This is a genomic window from Bradyrhizobium sp. CCBAU 11357, assembly GCF_028128865.1.
Taxonomy (GTDB): Bacteria; Pseudomonadota; Alphaproteobacteria; order Rhizobiales; family Xanthobacteraceae; genus Bradyrhizobium.
Window position 1 is genome coordinate 123,303 of the sequence record NZ_LBJW01000110.1, and the last position, 19,541, is coordinate 142,843.

Genomic DNA, 19,541 nt, shown 5'->3' on the forward strand with positions numbered 1-19,541 from the left:
CGCAAGGACCCCGACGGGCCTTTTACGGCTCATTGGCGAATTTCAGCCGTCCGGCCGGCTTCAATGTGCGGGCGTCGAAGGTGCGGATCTCGATGATTCCGCCGAGATCCAGCGTGACCACGAGGCGGTCGCCGGCGACCCCGATCGAGACGATTTTGGCGCCCTTCGGCAGGGTTGCGGTGACATCGCCCACCGGCTCGGCCGCTCTTCCCTCGGACTTGAAAAGGCGGTAGCCCACCGCGATCAGCACGGCGCAGATCGCCAGCGCCGTGGTCAACCCCGCGATCAGCATCATCCGCCGCACCCGCGCGAACAGCACGGCCTGCTCGGGGGTCGGTTCGGGAACAGCGGTATCAGACGTCGTCATGGAAAGCTCTGGGTCAGCGCAAAGGTTGGAGGTTGTCGTCGCCGGCTCCGAGGGCTCGCCCCGGCTCGACCGCGTGCTGGCGGCGCGCCTGCCGGAGCTGTCGCGATCGAGGCTGAAAGCCCTGATCCTGGCGGGCGCAGTGCACCTGAAGGCCTCCGCGGTCCGCGACCCCGCTTATCACGTCGCATCCGGCGATACGATCATAATCGACGTGCCGGAGGCCGCGCCCGCCGAGCCCAAGGGGGAGGATATCGCCCTCGATATCGTGTTCGAGGACGACGACATCATCGTCATCAACAAGCCCAAGGGCCTCGTCGTCCACCCCGCGGCCGGCCACGAGACCGGCACCTTGGTGAACGCGCTGATCGCCCATTGCGGCGCCTCGCTGTCGGGCATCGGCGGGGTGCGCCGGCCCGGCATCGTGCACCGGCTGGACAAGGACACGACGGGGCTGATGGTCGTCGCCAAGAACGACCTCGCCCATGCCTCGCTGTCGGCCCAGTTCGCCGACCACGGCCGCACCGGCGCGATGCGGCGCGGCTACATGGCGTTTGCCTGGGGAGCGCCGAACCGCCACCGCGGCACCGTCGAGGCGCCGATCGACCGGCATCCGCATGCGCGGGAGAAGATGGCAGTGCGCCAGGGCGGCCGCGAGGCGGTGACGCATTGGGAAATCCTGGAGAGCTTTCATGGGCGCGACGGCAAGGGCGTCGCCGCCCTGCTCGCCTGCGAGCTCGAGACCGGCCGCACCCACCAGATCCGCGTCCATCTCGCCCATATCGGCCACCCGCTGATGGGCGATGCCGTCTATGGCCCGCATTTCAAGACCAAGGCCAACCAGCTCGGCCCCGAGTCGCGGGCAGCTTTGGCGGCGCTGGGGCGGCAGGCCTTACACGCTTACCTGCTGGTATTGGAGCACCCGAGAACGGGAGAATTACTGCACTGGGAGGCGCCTTTGCCGGAGGATTTGCTTCTCCTCGAACGCACCCTCAAAGCGGCGCTATGACGCAGGCCGCTTCAGAAAGCCTTTACATTACAAAAAGTTATAGCCGCCACACGGGGACGTGACGTCAGCAATCCTTCCCTTTTTGACCCCCGATGGGGTATATTGCGCCTGCGTTGAAATCACCAACGCGGAACATCGCAGCTACGGCCGGCTTTAACACAGCGGTCGTCTGCCTGGCCCGCCGCTATCGGGGGCCTGAACCTTTTGGAGGGCGCACTATGGCCCGTACCGCTGCTTTGCCGGTCCTCAATGGAGAATCCGGCCTTTCCCGCTACCTCGCCGAGATCCGCAAGTTCCCGATGCTGGAACCGCAGGAGGAGTACATGCTCGCCAAGCGTTGGCGCGAGCATGACGATCGCGACGCGGCGCACCAACTCGTCACCAGCCATCTCCGCCTCGTGGCCAAGATCGCCATGGGCTATCGCGGCTACGGCCTGCCGATCTCCGAGGTCGTCTCGGAAGGCAATGTCGGCCTGATGCAGGCGGTGAAGCGTTTCGAACCCGAGAAGGGATTCCGTCTCGCCACCTACGCCATGTGGTGGATCAAGGCGTCGATTCAAGAGTACATCCTGCGTTCGTGGTCGCTCGTGAAGATGGGCACCACCGCGAACCAGAAGAAGCTGTTCTTCAACCTGCGCAAGGCGAAGAGCAAGATCAACGCACTGGACGAAGGCGATCTCCGCCCCGACCAGGTCAAGGTGATCGCCAAGCGCCTCGGCGTCACCGATCAGGACGTGATCGACATGAACCGCCGCCTCGGCGGCGACGCGTCGCTCAACGCACCGATCCGCGACGACGGCGAAGCCGGCGAATGGCAGGACTGGCTGGTCGACAACACGCCCAACCAGGAAGCCATGATGGCGGAGCACGAGGAATATGATCACCGCCGTGACGCGCTGAACGGCGCCATGGGCGTGCTCAACCCGCGCGAACGCCGCATCTTCGAGGCCCGCCGCCTCGCCGATGAGCCGATGACGCTGGAAGACCTTGCTGCCGAGTTCGGCGTGTCGCGCGAGCGCGTCCGCCAGATCGAGGTTCGCGCCTTCGAGAAGGTGCAGTCCGCGGTCAAGGGCACGATCGCAAAGGCCGAACAGGCCGCGCTGGAAGCCGCGCATTAAGCGCGGCGGTTCGGCGGGAAGAGATTGGCGGATCGAAAGAGACAGAAAGCCGGCGGCAACGCCGGCTTTTTTGTTGCTGTGATGGGAGCTGCACCCGATAGCGGTGTGTGCGGGCTCGCCGTCTATTCCCCCCATTCCCTTGCCATCGTCGCGAGGATGCAGCCTTCGCAATAGCGGGCGTCCTTGTAGTCGATCCAGTTGTGCGCATAGACGCGCTCGGGCGGGATGTCGTAGCGCGCGCGCAGCACCCGAACGAGGATCTTCCACGCCGCGACCTGCGCCTCGGTCGGCCCCGCCGTCACGTCGGGATAATTGCCGGCGAACTCGACGCCGATCGAGTTGTCGCGCACGACCTGGCGATAGGTCGGCCGGTTGTCGATGTACTTGTTGTCGTTGCGGTTGGCGCCGTCGCCGTGGGTCGGCACGAGGGTCTCGGCGACCGCCCAATAGACGGTGCCGTCGGTCTCGACCCAGACCGTAACGCCGCGCCGCGTCGGGTTCTTCGCCTGGGCCTGCGCGCCGCCGCGGGCGGAGCCCGCAGGTCCCTCGGTCTGGTGCACGATGATGTTGCGCCAGGGTCTTGCGTTGTGGACCTCGCCCCACGGCGCCAGCCAGACGATCTTCAGGCCGGGGATCTCGGGCGTGCCGGAGGCGCGCGCGAGCCTGGCGAGCTCGACGTCCGCAGCAGCGGCGGCGATCGGAAGGAGAGCGGCCAGGACGGCCGCGAACAGGCGAAACATCATCATGCAGGGCCCCATGCGACGCCGAGCCTAACAGGCTTTACGCGAATGTCCTCACCGTCCCGACAGACTCGGGCGCAAGCGGCGGGGCGGGGTCATAGACCGCAAAATCGTTCTTGCCGTTCTTCTTGGCGGCATAGAGCGCGTGGTCGGCATTGGCCATCAGCCGGTCGGGGAATGCGCCGATGCCGCGATCCCACTCCGCAACCCCGATCGAGATCGCGATCGGAATGTCGCGGCCGCTGCAGCTCGCGGCGTCCTGACGGCAGACCTCGAGCACGCGGCGGGCGATCGCGGCAGCCTCGCGCAGGGACGAGGACGGCAGCACGACGCAGAACTCGTCGCCGCCGGTGCGGGCGAGCATGTCGCCCGGTCGCAGGCGGGTCTGCGCCATCAGGGTGAAGTGCTTCAGGCAGGCATCGCCGGCGGCATGGCCATGGGTGTCGTTGATGGTCTTGAAGCCGTCGAGATCGATCACCAGCAGCGAGAACGGCTCGCCGCTGCGCTCCGACCGTGCGCATTCCTCGGTCAGGCGCTGCAGCAGATGCCGCCGGTTGGCGACGCCGGTGAGATCGTCGAGCAGCGCGAGGTCGGCGACCTCGCCCCGCAAGCTGTCCATCGCCATCAGCAGGAAGCCGAAATTGAGGGTCATCGACAGGAACAGCAGCCCGAGCACCATGATGGCATGGGCCTGGCCGCCGGCGCGCGCCGAGAGATCGTAGCCGAGCAGATTGCCCACGGTGCGCACGAGCAGAATCGCGATGATGCTGAGGATGACGATGCCGGACAGCTTGGCGCCCGGACTGACGCGGCCTTCCGGCGACAACAACAGACGCAGCGCCAGCACCAGCGGCAGGGCCTGACCGAACGTGTAGCTCAGCATGCGCAGCTGCATGTGCTCGAAGCCGACCATGAAGACCACGACGCCGACGAGGCTCAAGCACCCCGTCGCGGTCATCAGGCGCCACGAGACCGGCCGATCGTAGAAGCGCTGAATGCCCATGGCGGCGAGGCAGCTCGCAGCGATGACGCCGCCAGCGCCGAGCAGCAGCGGCAGGGGAGAGACGACGAACAGACGGATCAAGGCGGTCATCGCGCCGGCCGCACCGACGAAGGCCGATGCCATCCAGAACCGCGCAGCCGCGAAATTCGGATAGGAACGCGTCACGTAGGCCCAGATCACGCCGAGCGCCAGGAAGTTGACGACGAAGACCGTCCACAATGTCGGTACGTTCAGCATGGCGCGTACAGCACGCGCAGCGTCCCGCCCCCCGCTCCCGGCAGCCGTCCGTCCATGACCCATCCCCGTTTTCTTGCGGACGACAATGCGACGGTTGCGCTTAATGGAGTCTCACTGCGACCTGCGAAAACGCGCCCTTGGTTTTGGATTCATGAACGACACGCGCCATTGTCGGATCGTTAAGGCTGTCGCCGCCGATGGCCGTGCTGGCACGTGAGGCGGATTCGCGACCAAAAATCACCCGAAAATGCATCTGAGCTGTGGATAACAGGATGACACGGATGTGACGACGCGGGGCAGCCGGCTGCGAATCTGCTGAGTTTGTCGTCGAGGATGTTGCGAGGCTGGCCCTCCGCCGAGCATCCCTCGTGTCGCGTTCCACCATTAACCCTTGAGAGGATACTATGGCTAAGAAAGCGAAGAAGGCGGCGAAGAAGAAGGCGAAAAAGGCCAAGAAGGCGAAGAAGAAGTAACGAGGCTTCTGTTTCTTTGCCCGGGTGGAGTGAGCTCCGCCCGGGCGTCGGGTCGATCGAAGGTGGCGGGCGCAAGGCCCGCTTTTTTATTGCGTGAGAATTCGCTCCTCGCCCCGCCCTTGCGGCAAGAGATGACGAGACACCTACCGCTCCGACAACGCCAGCCTGGCGCCGAGTGCGGCGAAGCCGGCGGCAAAGCTGCGGCGCAGCCAGGCCATGACGGCCGGGCGGGAGATGACGCGCTCGCGCACCGCGGCAGCGCAGAAGCCGTAGAGGACGAACACCGCGAAGGTCATCGCCATGAAGGCGCCGCTCAATTCCAGCATGCGCGCCAGCACATGGGCCTCGTCCGCCGCGATGAATTGCGGCAGGAAGGCGAGGAAGAAGATCGACAGCTTTGGATTGAGGATGTTGATCAGGAAGCCGGTGACGATGACGCGGCTGTTCGATCTTTCCCTGATCTCGCCGCCAACCGCCAGCGCCCCGGTCTCGCGCAGCGCCTGCCAGGACATGTAGAGCAGATAGGCGACGCCGCACCATTTCAGTGCGGCAAAGGCCAGCGCGCTGGTGTAAAGCACGGCGGCAAGGCCGAGCATCGCCGCCGCCATGTGCGGCACGATGCCGAGCGTGCAGCCGAAGGCGGCCGCCACGCTGGCGCGCGAACCGCGGGTCAGCGCCGCAGCCAGCGTGTAGAGCACGCCGGTACCGGGCGAAGCGACGACGATGAGCGAGGTGAGCAGGAAGGACCAGGTCATGGTCCCGACCTTATCACCGCAGCGCGCTGCGAGAAAGCGAGCGCGTCAGGACAGCTGAGCGATCTCGGCCTCGCGCAGCACGTCGAGCGGCGCCCAGGGCTTGGCCCAGAACTTGGCGCCATCGGGCAAGGCCTGCTTCAGCGGGCGGCCCGAGGTGACGACGACGTCGAGCTTGGGATTGCGATGCTTGGCAACATGCGCGAGCTCGACGCCGTTCATGCGGCCGGCCAGCTGCACGTCGGTCAGCATCAGGCAGAGTGCGCCGGCGTTGTTGTCGAGAACGCGCTCGGCGGCCTCGGCGCTTTCGCACTGGATGACCTGATAGCCGCTCTCCTCCAGCAGGACACAAAGCATCTCCCGCTGCATGGCATCGTCTTCAACGATCAGCGCTGTCGCGCGTAATGGCGTCGCTTGTCCCATCGGCGGCTCCCAATGCATGCCCTCATAACGAATGTTAAAAACCGAGGCCGGCTACGGTTCGGTTCCATTCTGAAAAAATGTAAAGCATAGTTCCGGCAACAGGGCTTGACGGGGAACCTCATGACGACGATTCGCGGCGCTGCCGCCATCACGGGAGCCGCGAGCGGCATCGGCCGGGCACTGGCGATCGAGCTCGCGCAACGCGGCTGCGACCTCGCGCTGGCCGATCGCGACGAGGGCGGATTGAAGGCGCTCGGAGCAGAGATCGGAACAACGCGCAAAGTCAGCCTGCATCGCGTCGACATCGGCGAGCCTGATGACATCGCGCAATTCGCAAGCGAGGCGATCGCCGCCCATCCCGCCCTCGGCATCGTCGTCAACAATGCCGGCGTTGCGCTGATGGGCTCGTTCGAGGAGATCGACCAGGCGCAGATGGACTGGTTGTTCGACGTCAATTTCTGGGGCGTGGTGCACGGCACGCGCGCCTTCCTGCCGCATCTGAAGACGATGGGCGAGGCGCACATCGTCAACCTCTCCTCGATCTTCGGCATCATCGCCCCGCCGGGCCAATCGGCTTATGCAGCCGCAAAGTTCGCGGTGCGCGGCTTCTCGGAAAGCCTGCGGCACGAGCTCAGCGTCGCGGGAAGCCCGGTGAAGCTGTCGGTCGTGCATCCCGGCGGCGTCGCCACCGCGATCGCGCGCAACGCGCGCACCGGCGTCGGCGTCACCGACAATGCCCGCCGCGCGCAGTCGATCGAGCGGTTCGAGAACGCGGCGAAGACCTCGCCGAAGGACGCCGCACTGCGCATCATCAGAGGCATCGAGCGGAACGAGCCGCGCATCCTGATCGGCAACGACGCCCGCTTCATGGACCTGCTGCAGCGCTTCCGCCCTGGGACGTATTGGGCGCCGCTGCAGCGGCGGCTGGAGAAGATGGCGAAGGGGACGTGAGGCGCGTGGCTCTTCACCAGCGCTGCGCTGTCGCCCCATCCACCGCTGTCATGCCCCGGCTTGACCGGGGCATCTAGTACGCCGCGGCTTCTCGGCTCAATCGCCGCTCTCTGGGATACTGGATCGCCCGGTCAGCCGGGCGATGACAGCGAGTATGTGGGACGCTCGTGCCACCAGCCCTCACTGCCCCATCAGCCGATCGGCGAAATAGCCGATCGTCTTGCGATAGACCACCGCGCGGTTCCACTCGCGCATCGCCTCGAAATTCGGCGTGCCCTCGCCATAGGGCTGGCCCATTTTGAAGCCGCTCGTTTTCAGGAGGTTCGCGGTCGAGGCGAGCACGTCGGGGATGCTGTGGCGGAGGTCGACATGGCCGTCGCCGTCGAAATCGACGCCGTACTTGATGTAGGACGACGGCAGGAACTGGGTCTGGCCGATCTCGCCGGCATAGGCGCCGATGAGGTCGCGCAGCGGCAGGTCGCCGCGCTGCACGATCTTGAGCGCGGCGAGCAGCTCGCCCTGGAACAGATCGGTGCGGCGGCAATCATGCGCGAGCGTCGCCAGCGTGCGGATCACGGGCAGCTTGCCGGTGTCACCCTTGCCGAAATCGCTCTCCAGGCCCCAGATCGCAACGAGGATGTAGCGCGGCACGCCGAACTGCTGCTCGATGCGCGACAGCAGCGCGGCATGACGCTGCAGCAGCGCACGCCCGCCATTGATGCGGCCGGGGCCGACGCGGGTCGAGACGTACTGCTCAAAACTCTTGTTGAAGGTGTAACGCTGGCGCCGGTCGAAGGCGAGAACCGCAGGGTCGGGCGTCACGCCGCCGAGCGCCGCATTGGTCACGCTTGCCGAGACGCCGCCAGCCTGCGCCTCCTGCGCCATGCTGGCGATGAAGCCGTTGAAGTCGCCGCCGCAGCGAGCGGCCTGCGCCGATCCGCCGGCCAGAGTCACGACGAAGGCGGCGGCGAGAAGCAGTCTCGGCATGTGGAGCAAACCCCCAGAGAATCCCAGTGCGAAGCAGTGCTAAGGATCATGCCCGGGAACGCCGCGAGCGTCAAAGCGACCAGATCAATGATATCGGTGCCCCCGACCGACGGCGCCGAAACAAAAACTGCAAAACAACCCCATGCACAGTAGAAGTCCCGCGATGACACTTGCGCTTTTTCCGAATCCACATTGACTGTCGGGCAAAACAGTGGTATTGTGCCAACATCGCAAGCTCCAGACGTTGAGGCCCGCGCGCTCTCGCTGCGTTGCGAGCGCGCGGCAAGATGAATAAAATACTTCGATGATCCAAAGCATCTGCTTTTCGAAATTTGTGGGAACTCGCGATGTTCATCAGCTGCATATCTGATGCGCCTGCTGCGACATCGTCACGCGACGATTTGCCTTGCCATCGCAGCGCGCAAGCGATAGCCTTCTATTTTAGGTTGTCGCCCCTGCCAGCCCCGGGCGACGCTGAAGAGATAAACGGCGGGCTTCGGCCCGCCGTTTATTGAAGGGCGTGGCGACGGTCCCGAAAGTCATTTGACTGCGGCGTCCTGATCGAGGACAAGCCGCCATGGCCAAGAAACCCGGAACCAACCCCAAAGGCGAATTCGCCTTCTTCAACGTCGTCTACGCCGACGATTCCCAACGCTCCAACCGCCGCGTGCCAGCCGAACTCCTCGGCGGCCTCGACGGCGACGAACCCGCCCGCGCCTTCATCATGGAGCAGGACCGCGAGATCGCGGAGAAGAGCGGCAAGCCGGCGCTGGAGATCAAGCGGATCGAGCGGGTCGGGGCGAAGAAGAAGTAGGCGGGCACAGGCAGGCGCTCACCAGCGCCCGCTCCATCTATTCCAGGCAAACAGCAGATCGGCAAACCGGTCGTAAAAGAATCGCGTGACCGGCAGCGCCGCGCGATTGCCGAGCATCGTCGCAAGCCACCCCTGCCCCGGCGTCAGCCGCCAGAGCGCAATCGCGACATCCGCGCCGACGATGAGCCGCCCGGCCTCATCGGTCGCATGCAGGCGCCGTCTGATGTCATCGAGCGAAGCGCTAAAGCGCGCCAGCGCATCGGGCTGCTCGTTGATGTCCCTGAACTCGACCGTGCCCGCCCGCACCAGCGCCAGCAGCTTGTTGCGCTGCCAGTCGATGCCGGCGTCGCAGACCGGGTTGACCCGTAGCGGACTTGTGTGGGACTCTCGACCTAATTTGTTTTTCGCCATTTCCACGTGGCTGTTAGATATGCGGAAACACCTAAGATCGCGATCCACAGTATGATCCGAATTGGTTTCGATTCGCCGCTATCGACGAGGCGTATAGCGTCAGGAACAAGTATACGATTGCGCATCCTAGCAGGGTCCATTTCAACGCACCTCTCGACATTCCAGAACCCTATTCCTCCCCGGCCGCGTCGAGTAACGATCTCCTTCATACCCTAACGACGTCCACTGTGGCTCATCTCGGAAGTCGGGCACCGTCCGCTCTTTTTGTAGCTGTAGGAATAGAAGCGGACATGGGGCAATCGCCTGGTGAGTACAAGCCGCAACCTGGATTGCTTCGTCGCAAGCGCTCCTCGCAATGACGTGGCGAGAGCCGGGTCAAAGGAAAACGGCGGGCTGTTGGCCCGCCGTTTTCGTTCTGATTGGAATCGGATCAATTATCCAAAAAGCTCCGCAGCTTCCTGCTCCTTGACGGATGCTTCAGCTTCCGCAGCGCCTTTGCCTCGATCTGACGAATGCGCTCGCGCGTCACGCTGAACTGCTGTCCCACCTCTTCCAGCGTGTGGTCGGTGTTCATGCCGATGCCGAAGCGCATGCGGAGCACGCGTTCTTCGCGTGGGGTCAGCGAGGCCAGCACGCGCGTGGTGGTCTCGCGCAGGTTGGACTGGATCGCGGCGTCGATGGGGAGGATCGCGTTCTTGTCCTCGATGAAATCGCCGAGGTGTGAATCCTCTTCGTCACCGACCGGCGTCTCCAGCGACAGCGGCTCCTTGGCGATCTTGAGGACCTTGCGCACCTTCTCCAGCGGCATGCCGAGCTTTTCGGCGAGCTCTTCCGGGGTCGGCTCGCGGCCGATCTCGTTGAGCATCTGGCGGGACGTGCGCACGATCTTGTTGATCGTCTCGATCATGTGCACGGGGATGCGGATGGTGCGGGCCTGGTCGGCGATCGAGCGGGTGATCGCCTGCCGGATCCACCACGTGGCGTAGGTCGAGAACTTGTAGCCGCGGCGGTACTCGAACTTGTCGACCGCCTTCATCAGGCCGATGTTGCCTTCCTGGATCAGGTCGAGGAACTGCAGGCCGCGGTTGGTGTACTTCTTGGCGATCGAGATCACGAGACGGAGGTTGGCTTCCACCATCTCCTTCTTGGCCTGGCGTGCCTCGCGCTCGCCCTTCTGCACGGAGTGCACGATCTTGCGGAACTCGACGATCTCGAGGCCGGTCAGCGCGGCGAGCTGATGCACCTCGTGGCGCAGGTCCTTGATGCGGTCCTTCTCGTGGTGGACGAAGTTCTTCCAGCCCTTGGCCGACAGCTTCGAGACGCGGTTGAGCCAGCGCGGGTCGAGCTCGGAGCCGGTGTAGTTGCGCAGGAAATCCTCGCGCGCGACGCCGTGGCTGTCGGCAAGGCGCATCAGGCGGCCCTCATGCGAGACGAGGCGCTTGTTGATGTCGTAGAGCTGCTCGACGAGTGAGTCGATGCGGGCCTGGTTGAGGCGCAGCGACTTCACCTCGACGATGATCTCGTCCTTCAGCTTCTTGTACTTGCGCTCCTGGTGCGGCGAGAGCGACTCGTTCTGGAGCTGGTTCTGAATGTCCTGCTCCTGAAGCTTGCGCAGCTTCTTGTAGCTGTCGGCGATGCGATCGAAGATCTCGACCACCTTCGGCTTGAGCTCGGCCTCGATCGCCGCGAGCGACATCTGGTTCTCGAACTCGTCGTCGTCCATGTCGGCTTCGGCCGCAGCCTCGCCGGGATCCTTCTCCTCGCCGGCCTCAGCACCGCCACCGGCAGGCGCGGCGCGGAACGGGGTCGGCGACGGCGGCGCGGCGGGCGGCGCGACATGGGCGGGCGCGGCGGCAGACGCGGCGGCTTCGCCACCCTCGGCGGAGGCTTCGCCGCCCTCGCCATTGGGACCTGCGATCATCGCGTTGTTCATGCCGCCCTTGGCGTCCGGGCCGGCATAGGTCGCTTCGAGATCGATGATGTCGCGGAGGAAGATCTTGCCCTCGTTGAGCTCGTCGCGCCAGATGATGATGGCCTGGAAGGTCAGCGGGCTTTCGCAGAGGCCCGCGATCATCGCCTCGCGGCCGGCCTCGATGCGCTTGGCGATCGCGATTTCGCCCTCGCGGGAGAGCAGCTCGACCGTGCCCATCTCGCGCAGATACATGCGCACGGGATCGTCGGTGCGCTCGCCCGGCTCGCTCTTCTTGACCTCGGTGACGGCCTTCTGGGTGACCTCGACGAGCTCGTTATCGGTCTCGTCCTCGCCCTCGTCCTTCTCCTCCTCGCCTTCGCTATCGTCGGCTTCGGTGACGTTGATGCCCATGTCCGAGAGCATCGACATGATGTCCTCGATCTGTTCGGGCGAGGTCTGGTCGGACGGCAAGACTTCGTTGAGCTGATCGAAGGTCACGAAGCCGCGCTTCTTGGCCTGCTTGATCATCTTCTTCACGGCCGCGTCGGACAGGTCGAGCAAGGGCGAGGGCGCGTCCTGGGAATCCTTCTCCGGCGCATCCGCTGCCTTGTCGTCTTTTTCCTTGTCCTTCGCCTGCAGCGTCTTTGCCTTGGTGGCCATCCATTGCTCCTAAACGCGCTTCATGCGAGACGCCCGCCGCGCCTTCGCGTGAATTCACATGAACCTGTTGCTCGACGCTCTCGCTTCGGCAGCTCTCGACACGGAAAGGGCGGCGCACAAACCTCTCGCCACCCCCAACTTTCTCTCGCCGGAATTGCCTAACGCTTCGTCAGCCTCTTTGTCGCGGCGGATGCAGGTGTAGTGCCAACAGCGATTGCGCGGATTCATTCCTGACGCGTCTGTTATGCCTGCGGCCGCCTCTGGGCCAAAGTGCTACAAGACCGTTAAGCCTCGATTAACCCTGTTTTTGCCGCCAAATCATGGATTTGGCGAGTCTTTTAGCGGTTCCGGCCGCGGCCGTCCGCATGATTCTTTCATCACATGCTCTTCTGGAGCCGGCCCGACAGCTCGCCAAAACCCTCGATCAGGGCCTCGGTACCGTCGACTTCCCCTATCCGAGCCTTGACGTCACGCAGCCACGCCAAATTGGCCTCGCTGGGATCCTCCCCCAGGGCCAGCTCGGCGTCTTTCAGCTCTCTAAGTAGTGAATGGTATTGCCGATGCAAGGCAACCAGCTGGTGCCAGGTGGCAAGAACGTCATCCCGGGCCGCGCCCTCGCGGGCGGCCCACACCGCCTGGGTCGTGATGACATTCTCAACCCTTTGAAGAGCTTGAGAAAATCCGCCCTTCTCGAGGTCGCCGCGCATCCTTTCGGCCTGCTCGCCGGGGTCCGGCGAGTGGTGATGGTCGTTGGCGAAGGCGGCGATGATGCCGGCCCGGAGCTTGTGGGCCTCGGGATGGGCCAGCTCCAAAGCGGCGACCTCCTCCAGATGCTCGTGCAGCAGCCAGGGGTGGTTGATCAGGCTTTGCAGGATCAAGGCTTCGCGACGGGAGATGGCGCTGCGCTGGCCCCGCATGATCGGGCTTGCCGCCAACTGGGGGCTCGCCGCCTGGTAGGGGCCGGAGGGCAGCAGGGTCGGACCCGGGGCGCCGCGGCGGCCGCCGCCTAACCCCTGTCCGCCGAATCGATTCGGCCCGCCCCGCGGCTGGAACGGCCGGCCGCCACCGGGGCGGAAATTGCCCCGGCTGCCAAAGCCGCGCCCGCCTTCGGGCGCGAAGGTGCGCTGCAGCCGCTCGACGAAGTCATCGCGATAATAGCGCCGCACCACCTCATCGCGGATGCCGTTGGTGAGGTCCTTGATGCGGGCCTCGAGCGCGGCGCGCCGCTCGGGCGTGGCGAAATTGCCGCCTTCGAGCTCGCGCGACCAGATCATGTCGGCGAGCGGACGGGCGGCTCCGATCACCTCCTCGATCGCGCCGCGCCCGCCGGAGCGCACGAGATCGTCAGGGTCCTGACCTTCGGGCAGCAGCGCAAAGCGCAAGCTCTTGCCGGGTGCGAGGAATGGCAGCGCGAGATCGGCGGCGCGATACGCGGCCTTCTGTCCGGCGCGGTCGCCGTCGAAGCAGAGGATCGGCTCGTCCGCCATTTTCCAGAGCAGCGCGAGCTGGCTCTCGGTCAGCGCGGTGCCGAGCGGCGCGACGCTGCCGGCAAAGCCCGCGGTGACCATGGCGATGACGTCGACATAGCCTTCGACCACGATCAGCGGGCTGCCGTCATGGGTGGCTTTGCGCGCGGTCTGGTGGTTGTAGAGATTGTCGCCCTTGTGGAAGAGCGGCGTCTCCGGCGAATTCAAATATTTTGCCGGAACGTCCTTCTCCAGCGCGCGCCCGCCGAAGGCGATGACGCGGCCGCGCAGATCCGTGATCGGAAACATCACGCGATCGCGGAAGCGGTCGTAAGGCACGGGAATGTCCTCGCCGCCGATGAGCAGCCCGGTCTCGACCATGTCCTCGACGGAGACGCCGAGCTTGCCGAGATGCTCCTTCAGCGCGAATTTTTCACCCGGCGCATAGCCGAGGCGGAACTGCAATTGCGTCGCCGGCGAGATGGCGCGATCGGCGAGATAGCCGCGCGCCTTCGCACCCACGCGCGAAGCCAGCGTCTCGGCGAAGAATTTTGCCGCGAGCTCCATCACGTCATGCAGCGAGCGCCGCCGCTGCTCCTCGCGCGCCGCGTTGGGCGTCACCGCCGGCAGCGGCAGGCCCGCCATGTTGGCGAGCCGCTCCACCGCCTCGGCGAACGGCAGGCCGTCGGTCTCCATCACGAAGCTGATGATGTCGCCGTGCTTGCCCGAGGAGAAGTCGTGATAAAAACCCTTCTGGTCGTTGACGTAGAAGGACGGCGTCTTCTCCTGCTGGAACGGCGACAACCCCTTCCACTCCCGCCCCGCCTTCTTCAGCTTGACGCGCTTGCCCACGACCTCGGAGACCGAAAGCCGGGCACGAAGCTCGTCGAGGAACTGGGGTGTGAAGCGCATGGGCTCTGTGTAGCGCGAACCGGGTGAGTCGGGCGAAGGATCAGGGATATAGGTGCGGCGCGGCCAAAGGCCAGGTTTGTCGGGCTTATCCTGACTATTCGACCTATGCACAGGGCCGTCATTCCGGGGCGATGCGGAGCATCGAGCCCTGAATCCATTTCTCCCAGCATTCCCGCGGCCCAATGGATTCCGGGCTCGCGCCAAGGGGCGCGCCCCGGAATGACGAGCCACTTGAACCGCGCCCAGTTCCACGCTTCCATACCCCCATGTTCAGGACCTTTCGCGGCGGCCACAGCGGGGGCTGGCGGGTGACCTCGATTTCGCCAGTGACGGGCGAGCCCCTGCCCTTCGTGCCGGCGCTGTCGGTGACCGACAGCGACGCCGTCTCGTTGCCGCTGGTGCCCTCGCGCAATGCCTGGCGGCTGGTCGGCGTTGCGAGCAGCCTGCGCTACACCGAGCGGGCCGAGAAGCAGCAGCTCGTCGCCGTGCAAGCCGGCCTCGGCCGGCTGGAAGCCACCAGCGCGGCGTTGATCCCGATCCGCAAGTCGCAGGCCTGGTGGGAGCTGACCCAGGAAGAGCGCCGCAAGATTTTCGAGGACAAGTCGCACCACATCGCCAGCAGTCTTCGTTTTCTGCCGGCGATCGCGCGCCAGCTCTATCACTGCCGCGACCTCGGCGGCCCCTTCGATTTCCTGACCTGGTTCGAATTCGCCCCCGCGCACGCCTCGCTGTTCGAGGAGTTGGTGGCGATGCTGCGGCGGACCGAGGAGTGGACCTATGTCGAGCGCGAGGTCGACGTGCGCGTAGTGAAGGAAGTGCTGTCGGGCTAGTGCTCGAGAAAGCGCCCGGACTCGATGATCGGCAGTTCAGTGACGGGCCAGTTGTAGATGTAGGTCCAGGCCTTCTCGATAGTCCCGTCCGGACGCGTCACGTCAATCAGCCGGCGCAGATATTCGGTCGGCTCGGGAAAGCCCTCGCCGCAGGCCTCGTACATGTCGAGCTCGCGCAAGAGCTCGTCCGGCACGCGCAGGTGAAAGAGCTCGCCATGAACAATGTCCGCCGGCGCCTCGGAGAGCAGCAATCCCGGATAGTGCTTCACCAGAACGAGCCGGCCGCGGCAGGTGGCTTCGCCGAGGAATTCGGCATGGCCCGCGAGCAGCCGCGCCATCGGGTGGTCGAAGCCGCGCATCAGGGTGCCGTAAACGAAGAGTCGATCCGAGCTCATGCTGTTCCAACGTTGCGGCGTCGGTGCGATACCGCTACTCCGTTTACACAGATTGTCATTCCATAGGCAAATCAGGATGGCTTTGGACATTGCCGACGTAGCAGATCAATTGCTCGGAGAGGGCGACATTCCGCCCGTGCATGAGGTGAATGCGGCAGGGACATCGCCGTTCCTGCTCACCGCGGACCATTACGGACGGGTGCTGCCGCGCGCGCTCGGCGATCTCGGCGTCGCGGACAGCGATCTCGTCAGGCACATCGGCTGGGACATCGGCATCGCCGGTGTCGCCGAGCGGCTCGCCGAGATGCTCGATGCGCATCTGATCGCGCAGCGCTATTCGCGGCTGGTGATCGATTGCAACCGCCCGCCCGGTGTCGCAAGCTCGATCCCCGTGATCTCCGAGGCGACCGCCATCCCCGGCAATGAGGATCTGTCGGCCGCGGCCAAGGAGATGCGCCGGCGCGAGATCTTCGACCCCTATCACCGCCGGATTGGCGCGGCGATCGAAGCGCGCGTCAACGCTGGCAAGCCGACGGTACTGGTGGCGCTGCACAGCTTCACGCCAGTCTATTACGGCGAGCCGCGGCCCTGGCACATCGGCACGCTCTATCGCCGCGACACCGTGCTGCCGCGGCTGATGCTGCAGCATTTGCGGGACGAGCGCGCGCTCGTCGTCGGCGACAACCAGCCTTACGCGGTGAGCGACATCACCGACTACACCATCCCGGTCCACGGCGAGGCGCGCGGCCTCGTCAACACCGGCATCGAGATCCGCCAGGATCTGATCACTGAGGAGAGCGGCCAGCAGCAATGGGCCGAGCGGCTGGCGCGGATCCTTAGAGAGATCGAGACAACGCTGCGCAACCAGGGAATGGCGTAAGCGGTCACTTCGCCCGCGTCAGCGCCAGCCAGATGCCGCCGCCGATCATGAAGCCGCCGGAGATGCGCGACATCATCCGCGTGCGCCGCGCCGAGAAGAATTTTCGCGCGCGCCCGGCGGCAATCGCGTAGAGCGCATCGGTCAGCACGGCCGTCACCATGAAGGTGACACCCAGCAGCGCGACCTGCGGGAAGTGCGATTGGCTCATGTCCATGAACTGCGGGATGAAGGCGCCGAAGAACACCAGCACCTTCGGATTCGACAGCAGCACCAGGAAGCCCTGCAGGAAGAAGCCGCCGCGCGGCGGCGGTGGCGGCGCGTCGATATCGACGCCCTCGACCGGCGCCCAGATCAGCTTGATGCCGAGCCAGACGAGATAGGCGGCGCCGGCAAAGCGCACCCAATCGAACCAATAGCCCATGGTCGCCATCAGCGAGGTCAGGCCGATCGCGACGATGCCGATGACGATGGCAAGCCCGGCCTGCGCGCCGGCCACGTTGATGAGCGCCGCACGCGTGCCGTGGCGCAAGCCATTGGCGATGACGAGGGTGACGATCGGCCCCGGCAGCAGCGCCAGCGCAATGCAGGCGGCGACGAAGGCGAGGTAGGCTTGCATGGACATCATGGAAGAGACTCGCTGAAGGCGGTTTTGCCGCATTAATGCATGGCGAGGGCTGGAACGGAAGACGTTCCCTCTCTCTTCGCCTTCTTGACATGCAACCGTTTGGTTGCCTATTATCGCGACCATGGATGAAGTCTTCAAAGCGCTCGCCGATGCGTCACGACGGTCGCTGCTCGACAGGCTTCACACCAGGAACGGCCAGACGTTGAACGAGCTTTGCGAGGGCCTCGCCATGACGCGGCAGGCCGTCACAAAGCACCTTGTCATTCTCGAAGAGGCCAATCTGGTGACGACCATCAGGCAGGGCCGCGAGAAGCTGCATTATCTCAACCCGGTGCCGATCCATCAGATCGGCGAACGCTGGATCAAGAAGTTCGAGCGCAGCAAGTTAGCCGCGCTCAGCGAACTGAAACGCCAGTTGGAGAAGCGCGATGAGTAAGCCGAAGTTCGTCTACGTGACCTACATCGAGACCACGCCCGAGAAGCTGTGGCAGGCGCTGACGTCGAGCGAGTTCACCAGGCAATATTGGTTCGGCGCCGAGGTTCGCTCGGACTGGAAGCTCGGCTCGCCCTTCGCGCTTCTGCTCGATGGCGAGGTCACCGATTCCGGCGAGATCCTGGAATCCGATCGGCCGCGGCGCCTGTCCTACAGCTTCAAGCACCACAAGTTCGAGGAACTGCGCGACGAGCCGGCCTCGCGCGTCGTCTTCACGCTCGAACCGTTCGGCCCGCTCGTGCGTTTGACCGTGCTGCATGACGGCTTTGTCGAGGGCGGCAAATATCTCGGCGCCATCTCCAACGGCTGGCCGGCGATCCTGTCCGGGCTCAAGAGCCTGCTGGAGAGAGGCCAGGTCCTCGCCATCCCGCGCACGGCGCTGAACAAGGGATTCGACGCAAAATGAACCTCGATCAATTCAAGCCGCTGACCGTCTACACCATCTACATCGCCTCGACACCGGAGAAGGTGTGGGAGGCGCTCACATCCGCCGCGTTCAGCCGAAAATATTTCTCCGGCTTTGCGGTGGAGATGGAGCCGAAGCTCGGCGGCAGTTTCATCGTGCACGCGCCCGACGGCTCCGAGCACATCCGTGGCGAAGTGTTCGAGTACGATCCGCCGAGGAGGCTCACGGTGAGCTGGAACGTCAATTGGCCGGGCCTCGTCGAGAAGCTCGGCATCACCATTGTCACCTACGAGATCGAGCAGGCCGGCGAAGCCGTCCGCCTCACCATGAGCGAACGTCACGACCGCGAGCTCAGCGACGACATCCTTTCCGGCGGTCGCACCGGCTGGCCCGCGATCCTGTCGGGCCTCAAGAGCCTGCTGGAAACGGGCAAGGCGCCGCAGATCAAGATGGCCCCGCCGGTGAGGTTGCTGGAGGCGCTGAAGGCGATGGGCATCAAGACGCCGTAGGCGCCGTGGCATTCCGGGGCGCGCGGAGCGCGAGCTATGATGCGCAATTGCGCATCAGAGAATCCATCATGCAGATATCGTAGGGTGGGCAAAGGCGCACTTGCGCCGTGCCCACCATTGACTCAATACAGCACAGAGCGGTGGGCACGCTTCGCTTTGCCCACCCTACGGCACTTCGCGGGGGCCTACACCGGCACCACCAGCCGCCGGTAGAGATGCCAGGTCGCATGCCCAAGCACCGGCAACGTCACGATCAGCCCTAGAAAATACGGCAGCGCCGAGACGATCAGCAGCATCACGATCACGGCGGCCCAACCGATCATCGGCAGCGGGCTCGTCACCACCGCGCGCACGCTCGTCACCATGGCCGTGACGAAATCAACCTCGCGATCGAGCAGCAGCGGGAACGACACCACGGTCAGCGAGAACAGGATCAGCGACAGCACGGCCCCGACCGCATTGCCGATGGCCAGAAACAGCAGGCCCTCGCTGGTCGTCAGCACCACCGTCATGAACTCCTGCAAGCTCGAGAACGAAGCGTTGAGGCCGAGCAGCAGCGCGATCAGGAGCCGCACCTGGTACATCCAGATCACGAACATGAACAACGTCACGAAGGCCATCCAGCCGATCTCGCTGCGCGCGCGGATCGCGAACCAGATCGCAGAGAACGAGACCGGCTCGCCGCGCTCGCGGCGCCGGCTGACTTCGTAAAGGCCGATCGCAACGAACGGACCGATCAGCGCAAAACCGGCAGCGAGGGGATAGACCAGATAGACCATGCCGAAGGCGGTGAGACAGAGCATGATGACGATGCCGCCGCCGGCGTAGAGCGCGCCGAAGCAGAGACCATAGAGCGGCAGCGCCTGGAAATCGCGCAGGCCCTCCACCAGCGCCTCGGCGATGTCGGCCGCCGCCACCGGACGCACCACCGGATCGACCTTGCCCGAGATGGACATCAGCTCCCTCCGCCCATCGGCGCGATCTTCGTCGCGCGCATGCCGCGATATTAGCGCCGCCGCGCGGCGGCGCAACTCGAGGCCGGCCGGCGCGATCGGGAGCAGCGACGCAACACCGCTCCCGAAATCTTAAGCCTTTCGCGCGATTTTCGCGCGGGCGGCTATGGACGGGGCGGATGCTCGTGCCGCAAATTGTACCTCCGAGCACCCTCGCC

The 19,541-nt window shown here is 64.9% G+C and carries 21 protein-coding genes; 9 read left to right on the forward strand and 12 right to left on the reverse strand.

The genetic code is table 11. The annotated features are described in order from the left end of the window. Positions 1 to 22 precede the first annotated feature (22 nt). Entirely contained in the window at positions 23 to 367 is a 345-nt protein-coding gene (locus XI05_RS30715) for a hypothetical protein (RefSeq protein ID WP_271508820.1), read from the reverse strand. Between XI05_RS30715 and XI05_RS30720 the strand changes: the two genes are divergently transcribed. Both XI05_RS30720 and rpoH read left to right on the forward strand, forming a co-directional pair. Continuing rightward, positions 366 to 1,373, forward strand: a complete 1,008-nt coding sequence (locus XI05_RS30720) for an RluA family pseudouridine synthase (RefSeq protein ID WP_271508825.1) — start codon at positions 366 to 368, stop codon at positions 1,371 to 1,373. The two genes, XI05_RS30715 and XI05_RS30720, sit on opposite strands and share 2 nt — an antisense overlap. Before the next feature lie 218 nt (positions 1,374 to 1,591). Further along, entirely contained in the window at positions 1,592 to 2,491 is a 900-nt protein-coding gene (gene rpoH / locus XI05_RS30725; protein ID WP_172789022.1) for an RNA polymerase sigma factor RpoH, read from the forward strand. A gap of 122 nt (positions 2,492 to 2,613) precedes the next feature. Here the strand turns inward: rpoH and XI05_RS30730 are convergent, their stop codons facing one another. From XI05_RS30730 to XI05_RS30745, 4 genes are all read right to left on the reverse strand, one after another. Beyond that, positions 2,614 to 3,237 (reverse strand): peptidoglycan recognition protein family protein, encoded by a 624-nt coding sequence (locus tag XI05_RS30730; RefSeq protein ID WP_271508829.1) that lies wholly within the window; start codon positions 3,235 to 3,237, stop codon positions 2,614 to 2,616. Positions 3,238 to 3,271: 34 nt separating this feature from the next. After that, complete coding sequence (locus XI05_RS30735) at positions 3,272 to 4,471, reverse strand: GGDEF domain-containing protein (RefSeq protein ID WP_271508832.1); 1,200 nt, start codon at positions 4,469 to 4,471, stop codon at positions 3,272 to 3,274. A gap of 616 nt (positions 4,472 to 5,087) precedes the next feature. Further along, a complete protein-coding gene (locus XI05_RS30740; RefSeq protein ID WP_271508835.1) occupies positions 5,088 to 5,699 on the reverse strand; it encodes a LysE family translocator in 612 nt (203 codons plus the stop codon). 45 nt (positions 5,700 to 5,744) lie between these two features. Next, positions 5,745 to 6,119, reverse strand: coding sequence for a response regulator (locus XI05_RS30745; protein WP_271508838.1), 375 nt, complete (start codon positions 6,117 to 6,119; stop codon positions 5,745 to 5,747). A 120-nt stretch (positions 6,120 to 6,239) separates the two neighbouring features. Between XI05_RS30745 and XI05_RS30750 the strand changes: the two genes are divergently transcribed. Continuing rightward, the gene (locus tag XI05_RS30750) at positions 6,240 to 7,070 is read left to right on the forward strand and encodes an SDR family NAD(P)-dependent oxidoreductase (RefSeq protein WP_271508840.1); all 831 of its coding nucleotides are present in this window, start codon (positions 6,240 to 6,242) and stop codon (positions 7,068 to 7,070) included. 180 nt (positions 7,071 to 7,250) lie between these two features. Here XI05_RS30750 and XI05_RS30755 read toward each other — a convergent pair whose 3' ends face one another. Beyond that, positions 7,251 to 8,057 (reverse strand): lytic murein transglycosylase, encoded by an 807-nt coding sequence (locus XI05_RS30755; protein WP_271508842.1) that lies wholly within the window; start codon positions 8,055 to 8,057, stop codon positions 7,251 to 7,253. Positions 8,058 to 8,634: 577 nt separating this feature from the next. Between XI05_RS30755 and XI05_RS30760 the strand changes: the two genes are divergently transcribed. Then, entirely contained in the window at positions 8,635 to 8,871 is a 237-nt protein-coding gene (locus XI05_RS30760; RefSeq protein ID WP_157285020.1) for a hypothetical protein, read from the forward strand. 18 nt (positions 8,872 to 8,889) lie between these two features. Here XI05_RS30760 and XI05_RS30765 read toward each other — a convergent pair whose 3' ends face one another. The 3 genes from XI05_RS30765 to dnaG all read right to left on the reverse strand — a co-directional run bounded on the left by XI05_RS30765 (position 8,890) and on the right by dnaG (position 14,232). Continuing rightward, positions 8,890 to 9,282 (reverse strand): DCC1-like thiol-disulfide oxidoreductase family protein, encoded by a 393-nt coding sequence (locus tag XI05_RS30765; RefSeq protein ID WP_271509377.1) that lies wholly within the window; start codon positions 9,280 to 9,282, stop codon positions 8,890 to 8,892. Between the two features lie 430 nt (positions 9,283 to 9,712). Beyond that, positions 9,713 to 11,854, reverse strand: a complete 2,142-nt coding sequence (gene rpoD / locus XI05_RS30770; protein ID WP_271508843.1) for an RNA polymerase sigma factor RpoD — start codon at positions 11,852 to 11,854, stop codon at positions 9,713 to 9,715. Positions 11,855 to 12,231: 377 nt separating this feature from the next. Further along, complete coding sequence (gene dnaG, locus XI05_RS30775) at positions 12,232 to 14,232, reverse strand: DNA primase (RefSeq protein WP_271508846.1); 2,001 nt, start codon at positions 14,230 to 14,232, stop codon at positions 12,232 to 12,234. Between the two features lie 266 nt (positions 14,233 to 14,498). Between dnaG and XI05_RS30780 the strand changes: the two genes are divergently transcribed. Further along, complete coding sequence (locus tag XI05_RS30780; RefSeq protein ID WP_271508848.1) at positions 14,499 to 15,062, forward strand: chlorite dismutase family protein; 564 nt, start codon at positions 14,499 to 14,501, stop codon at positions 15,060 to 15,062. Here XI05_RS30780 and XI05_RS30785 read toward each other — a convergent pair. Next, positions 15,059 to 15,457 (reverse strand): gamma-glutamylcyclotransferase family protein, encoded by a 399-nt coding sequence (locus XI05_RS30785; RefSeq protein ID WP_271508851.1) that lies wholly within the window; start codon positions 15,455 to 15,457, stop codon positions 15,059 to 15,061. The genes XI05_RS30780 and XI05_RS30785 overlap by 4 nt on opposite strands. A 76-nt stretch (positions 15,458 to 15,533) precedes the next feature. On the opposite strand from XI05_RS30785, the gene XI05_RS30790 reads away from it, so the two are divergent. Beyond that, positions 15,534 to 16,337 (forward strand): N-formylglutamate amidohydrolase, encoded by an 804-nt coding sequence (locus XI05_RS30790; RefSeq protein WP_271508852.1) that lies wholly within the window; start codon positions 15,534 to 15,536, stop codon positions 16,335 to 16,337. A 4-nt stretch (positions 16,338 to 16,341) separates the two neighbouring features. On the opposite strand, the gene XI05_RS30795 is transcribed toward XI05_RS30790, so the two are convergent. After that, complete coding sequence (locus tag XI05_RS30795; RefSeq protein WP_271509378.1) at positions 16,342 to 16,959, reverse strand: LysE family translocator; 618 nt, start codon at positions 16,957 to 16,959, stop codon at positions 16,342 to 16,344. 124 nt (positions 16,960 to 17,083) lie between these two features. Here XI05_RS30795 and XI05_RS30800 point away from each other — a divergent pair, with 124 nt between their 5' ends. Genes XI05_RS30800 through XI05_RS30810 form a run of 3 tightly spaced genes read left to right on the forward strand, consistent with a single transcriptional unit; the run spans position 17,084 to position 18,370 of the window. Further along, positions 17,084 to 17,398, forward strand: a complete 315-nt coding sequence (locus XI05_RS30800; RefSeq protein ID WP_212259926.1) for an ArsR/SmtB family transcription factor — start codon at positions 17,084 to 17,086, stop codon at positions 17,396 to 17,398. Continuing rightward, the gene (locus XI05_RS30805) at positions 17,391 to 17,861 is read left to right on the forward strand and encodes an SRPBCC family protein (RefSeq protein ID WP_271508855.1); all 471 of its coding nucleotides are present in this window, start codon (positions 17,391 to 17,393) and stop codon (positions 17,859 to 17,861) included. The genes XI05_RS30800 and XI05_RS30805 overlap by 8 nt, the downstream gene beginning before the upstream one ends. Then, positions 17,858 to 18,370: an SRPBCC family protein gene (locus tag XI05_RS30810; RefSeq protein ID WP_271508858.1), complete on the forward strand. Its 513-nt coding sequence runs from the start codon at positions 17,858 to 17,860 to the stop codon at positions 18,368 to 18,370. The genes XI05_RS30805 and XI05_RS30810 overlap by 4 nt, the downstream gene beginning before the upstream one ends. Before the next feature lie 185 nt (positions 18,371 to 18,555). On the opposite strand, the gene XI05_RS30815 is transcribed toward XI05_RS30810, so the two are convergent. Continuing rightward, positions 18,556 to 19,326: a DUF2189 domain-containing protein gene (locus XI05_RS30815; protein WP_271508860.1), complete on the reverse strand. Its 771-nt coding sequence runs from the start codon at positions 19,324 to 19,326 to the stop codon at positions 18,556 to 18,558. Between the last annotated feature and the right edge of the window lie 215 nt (positions 19,327 to 19,541).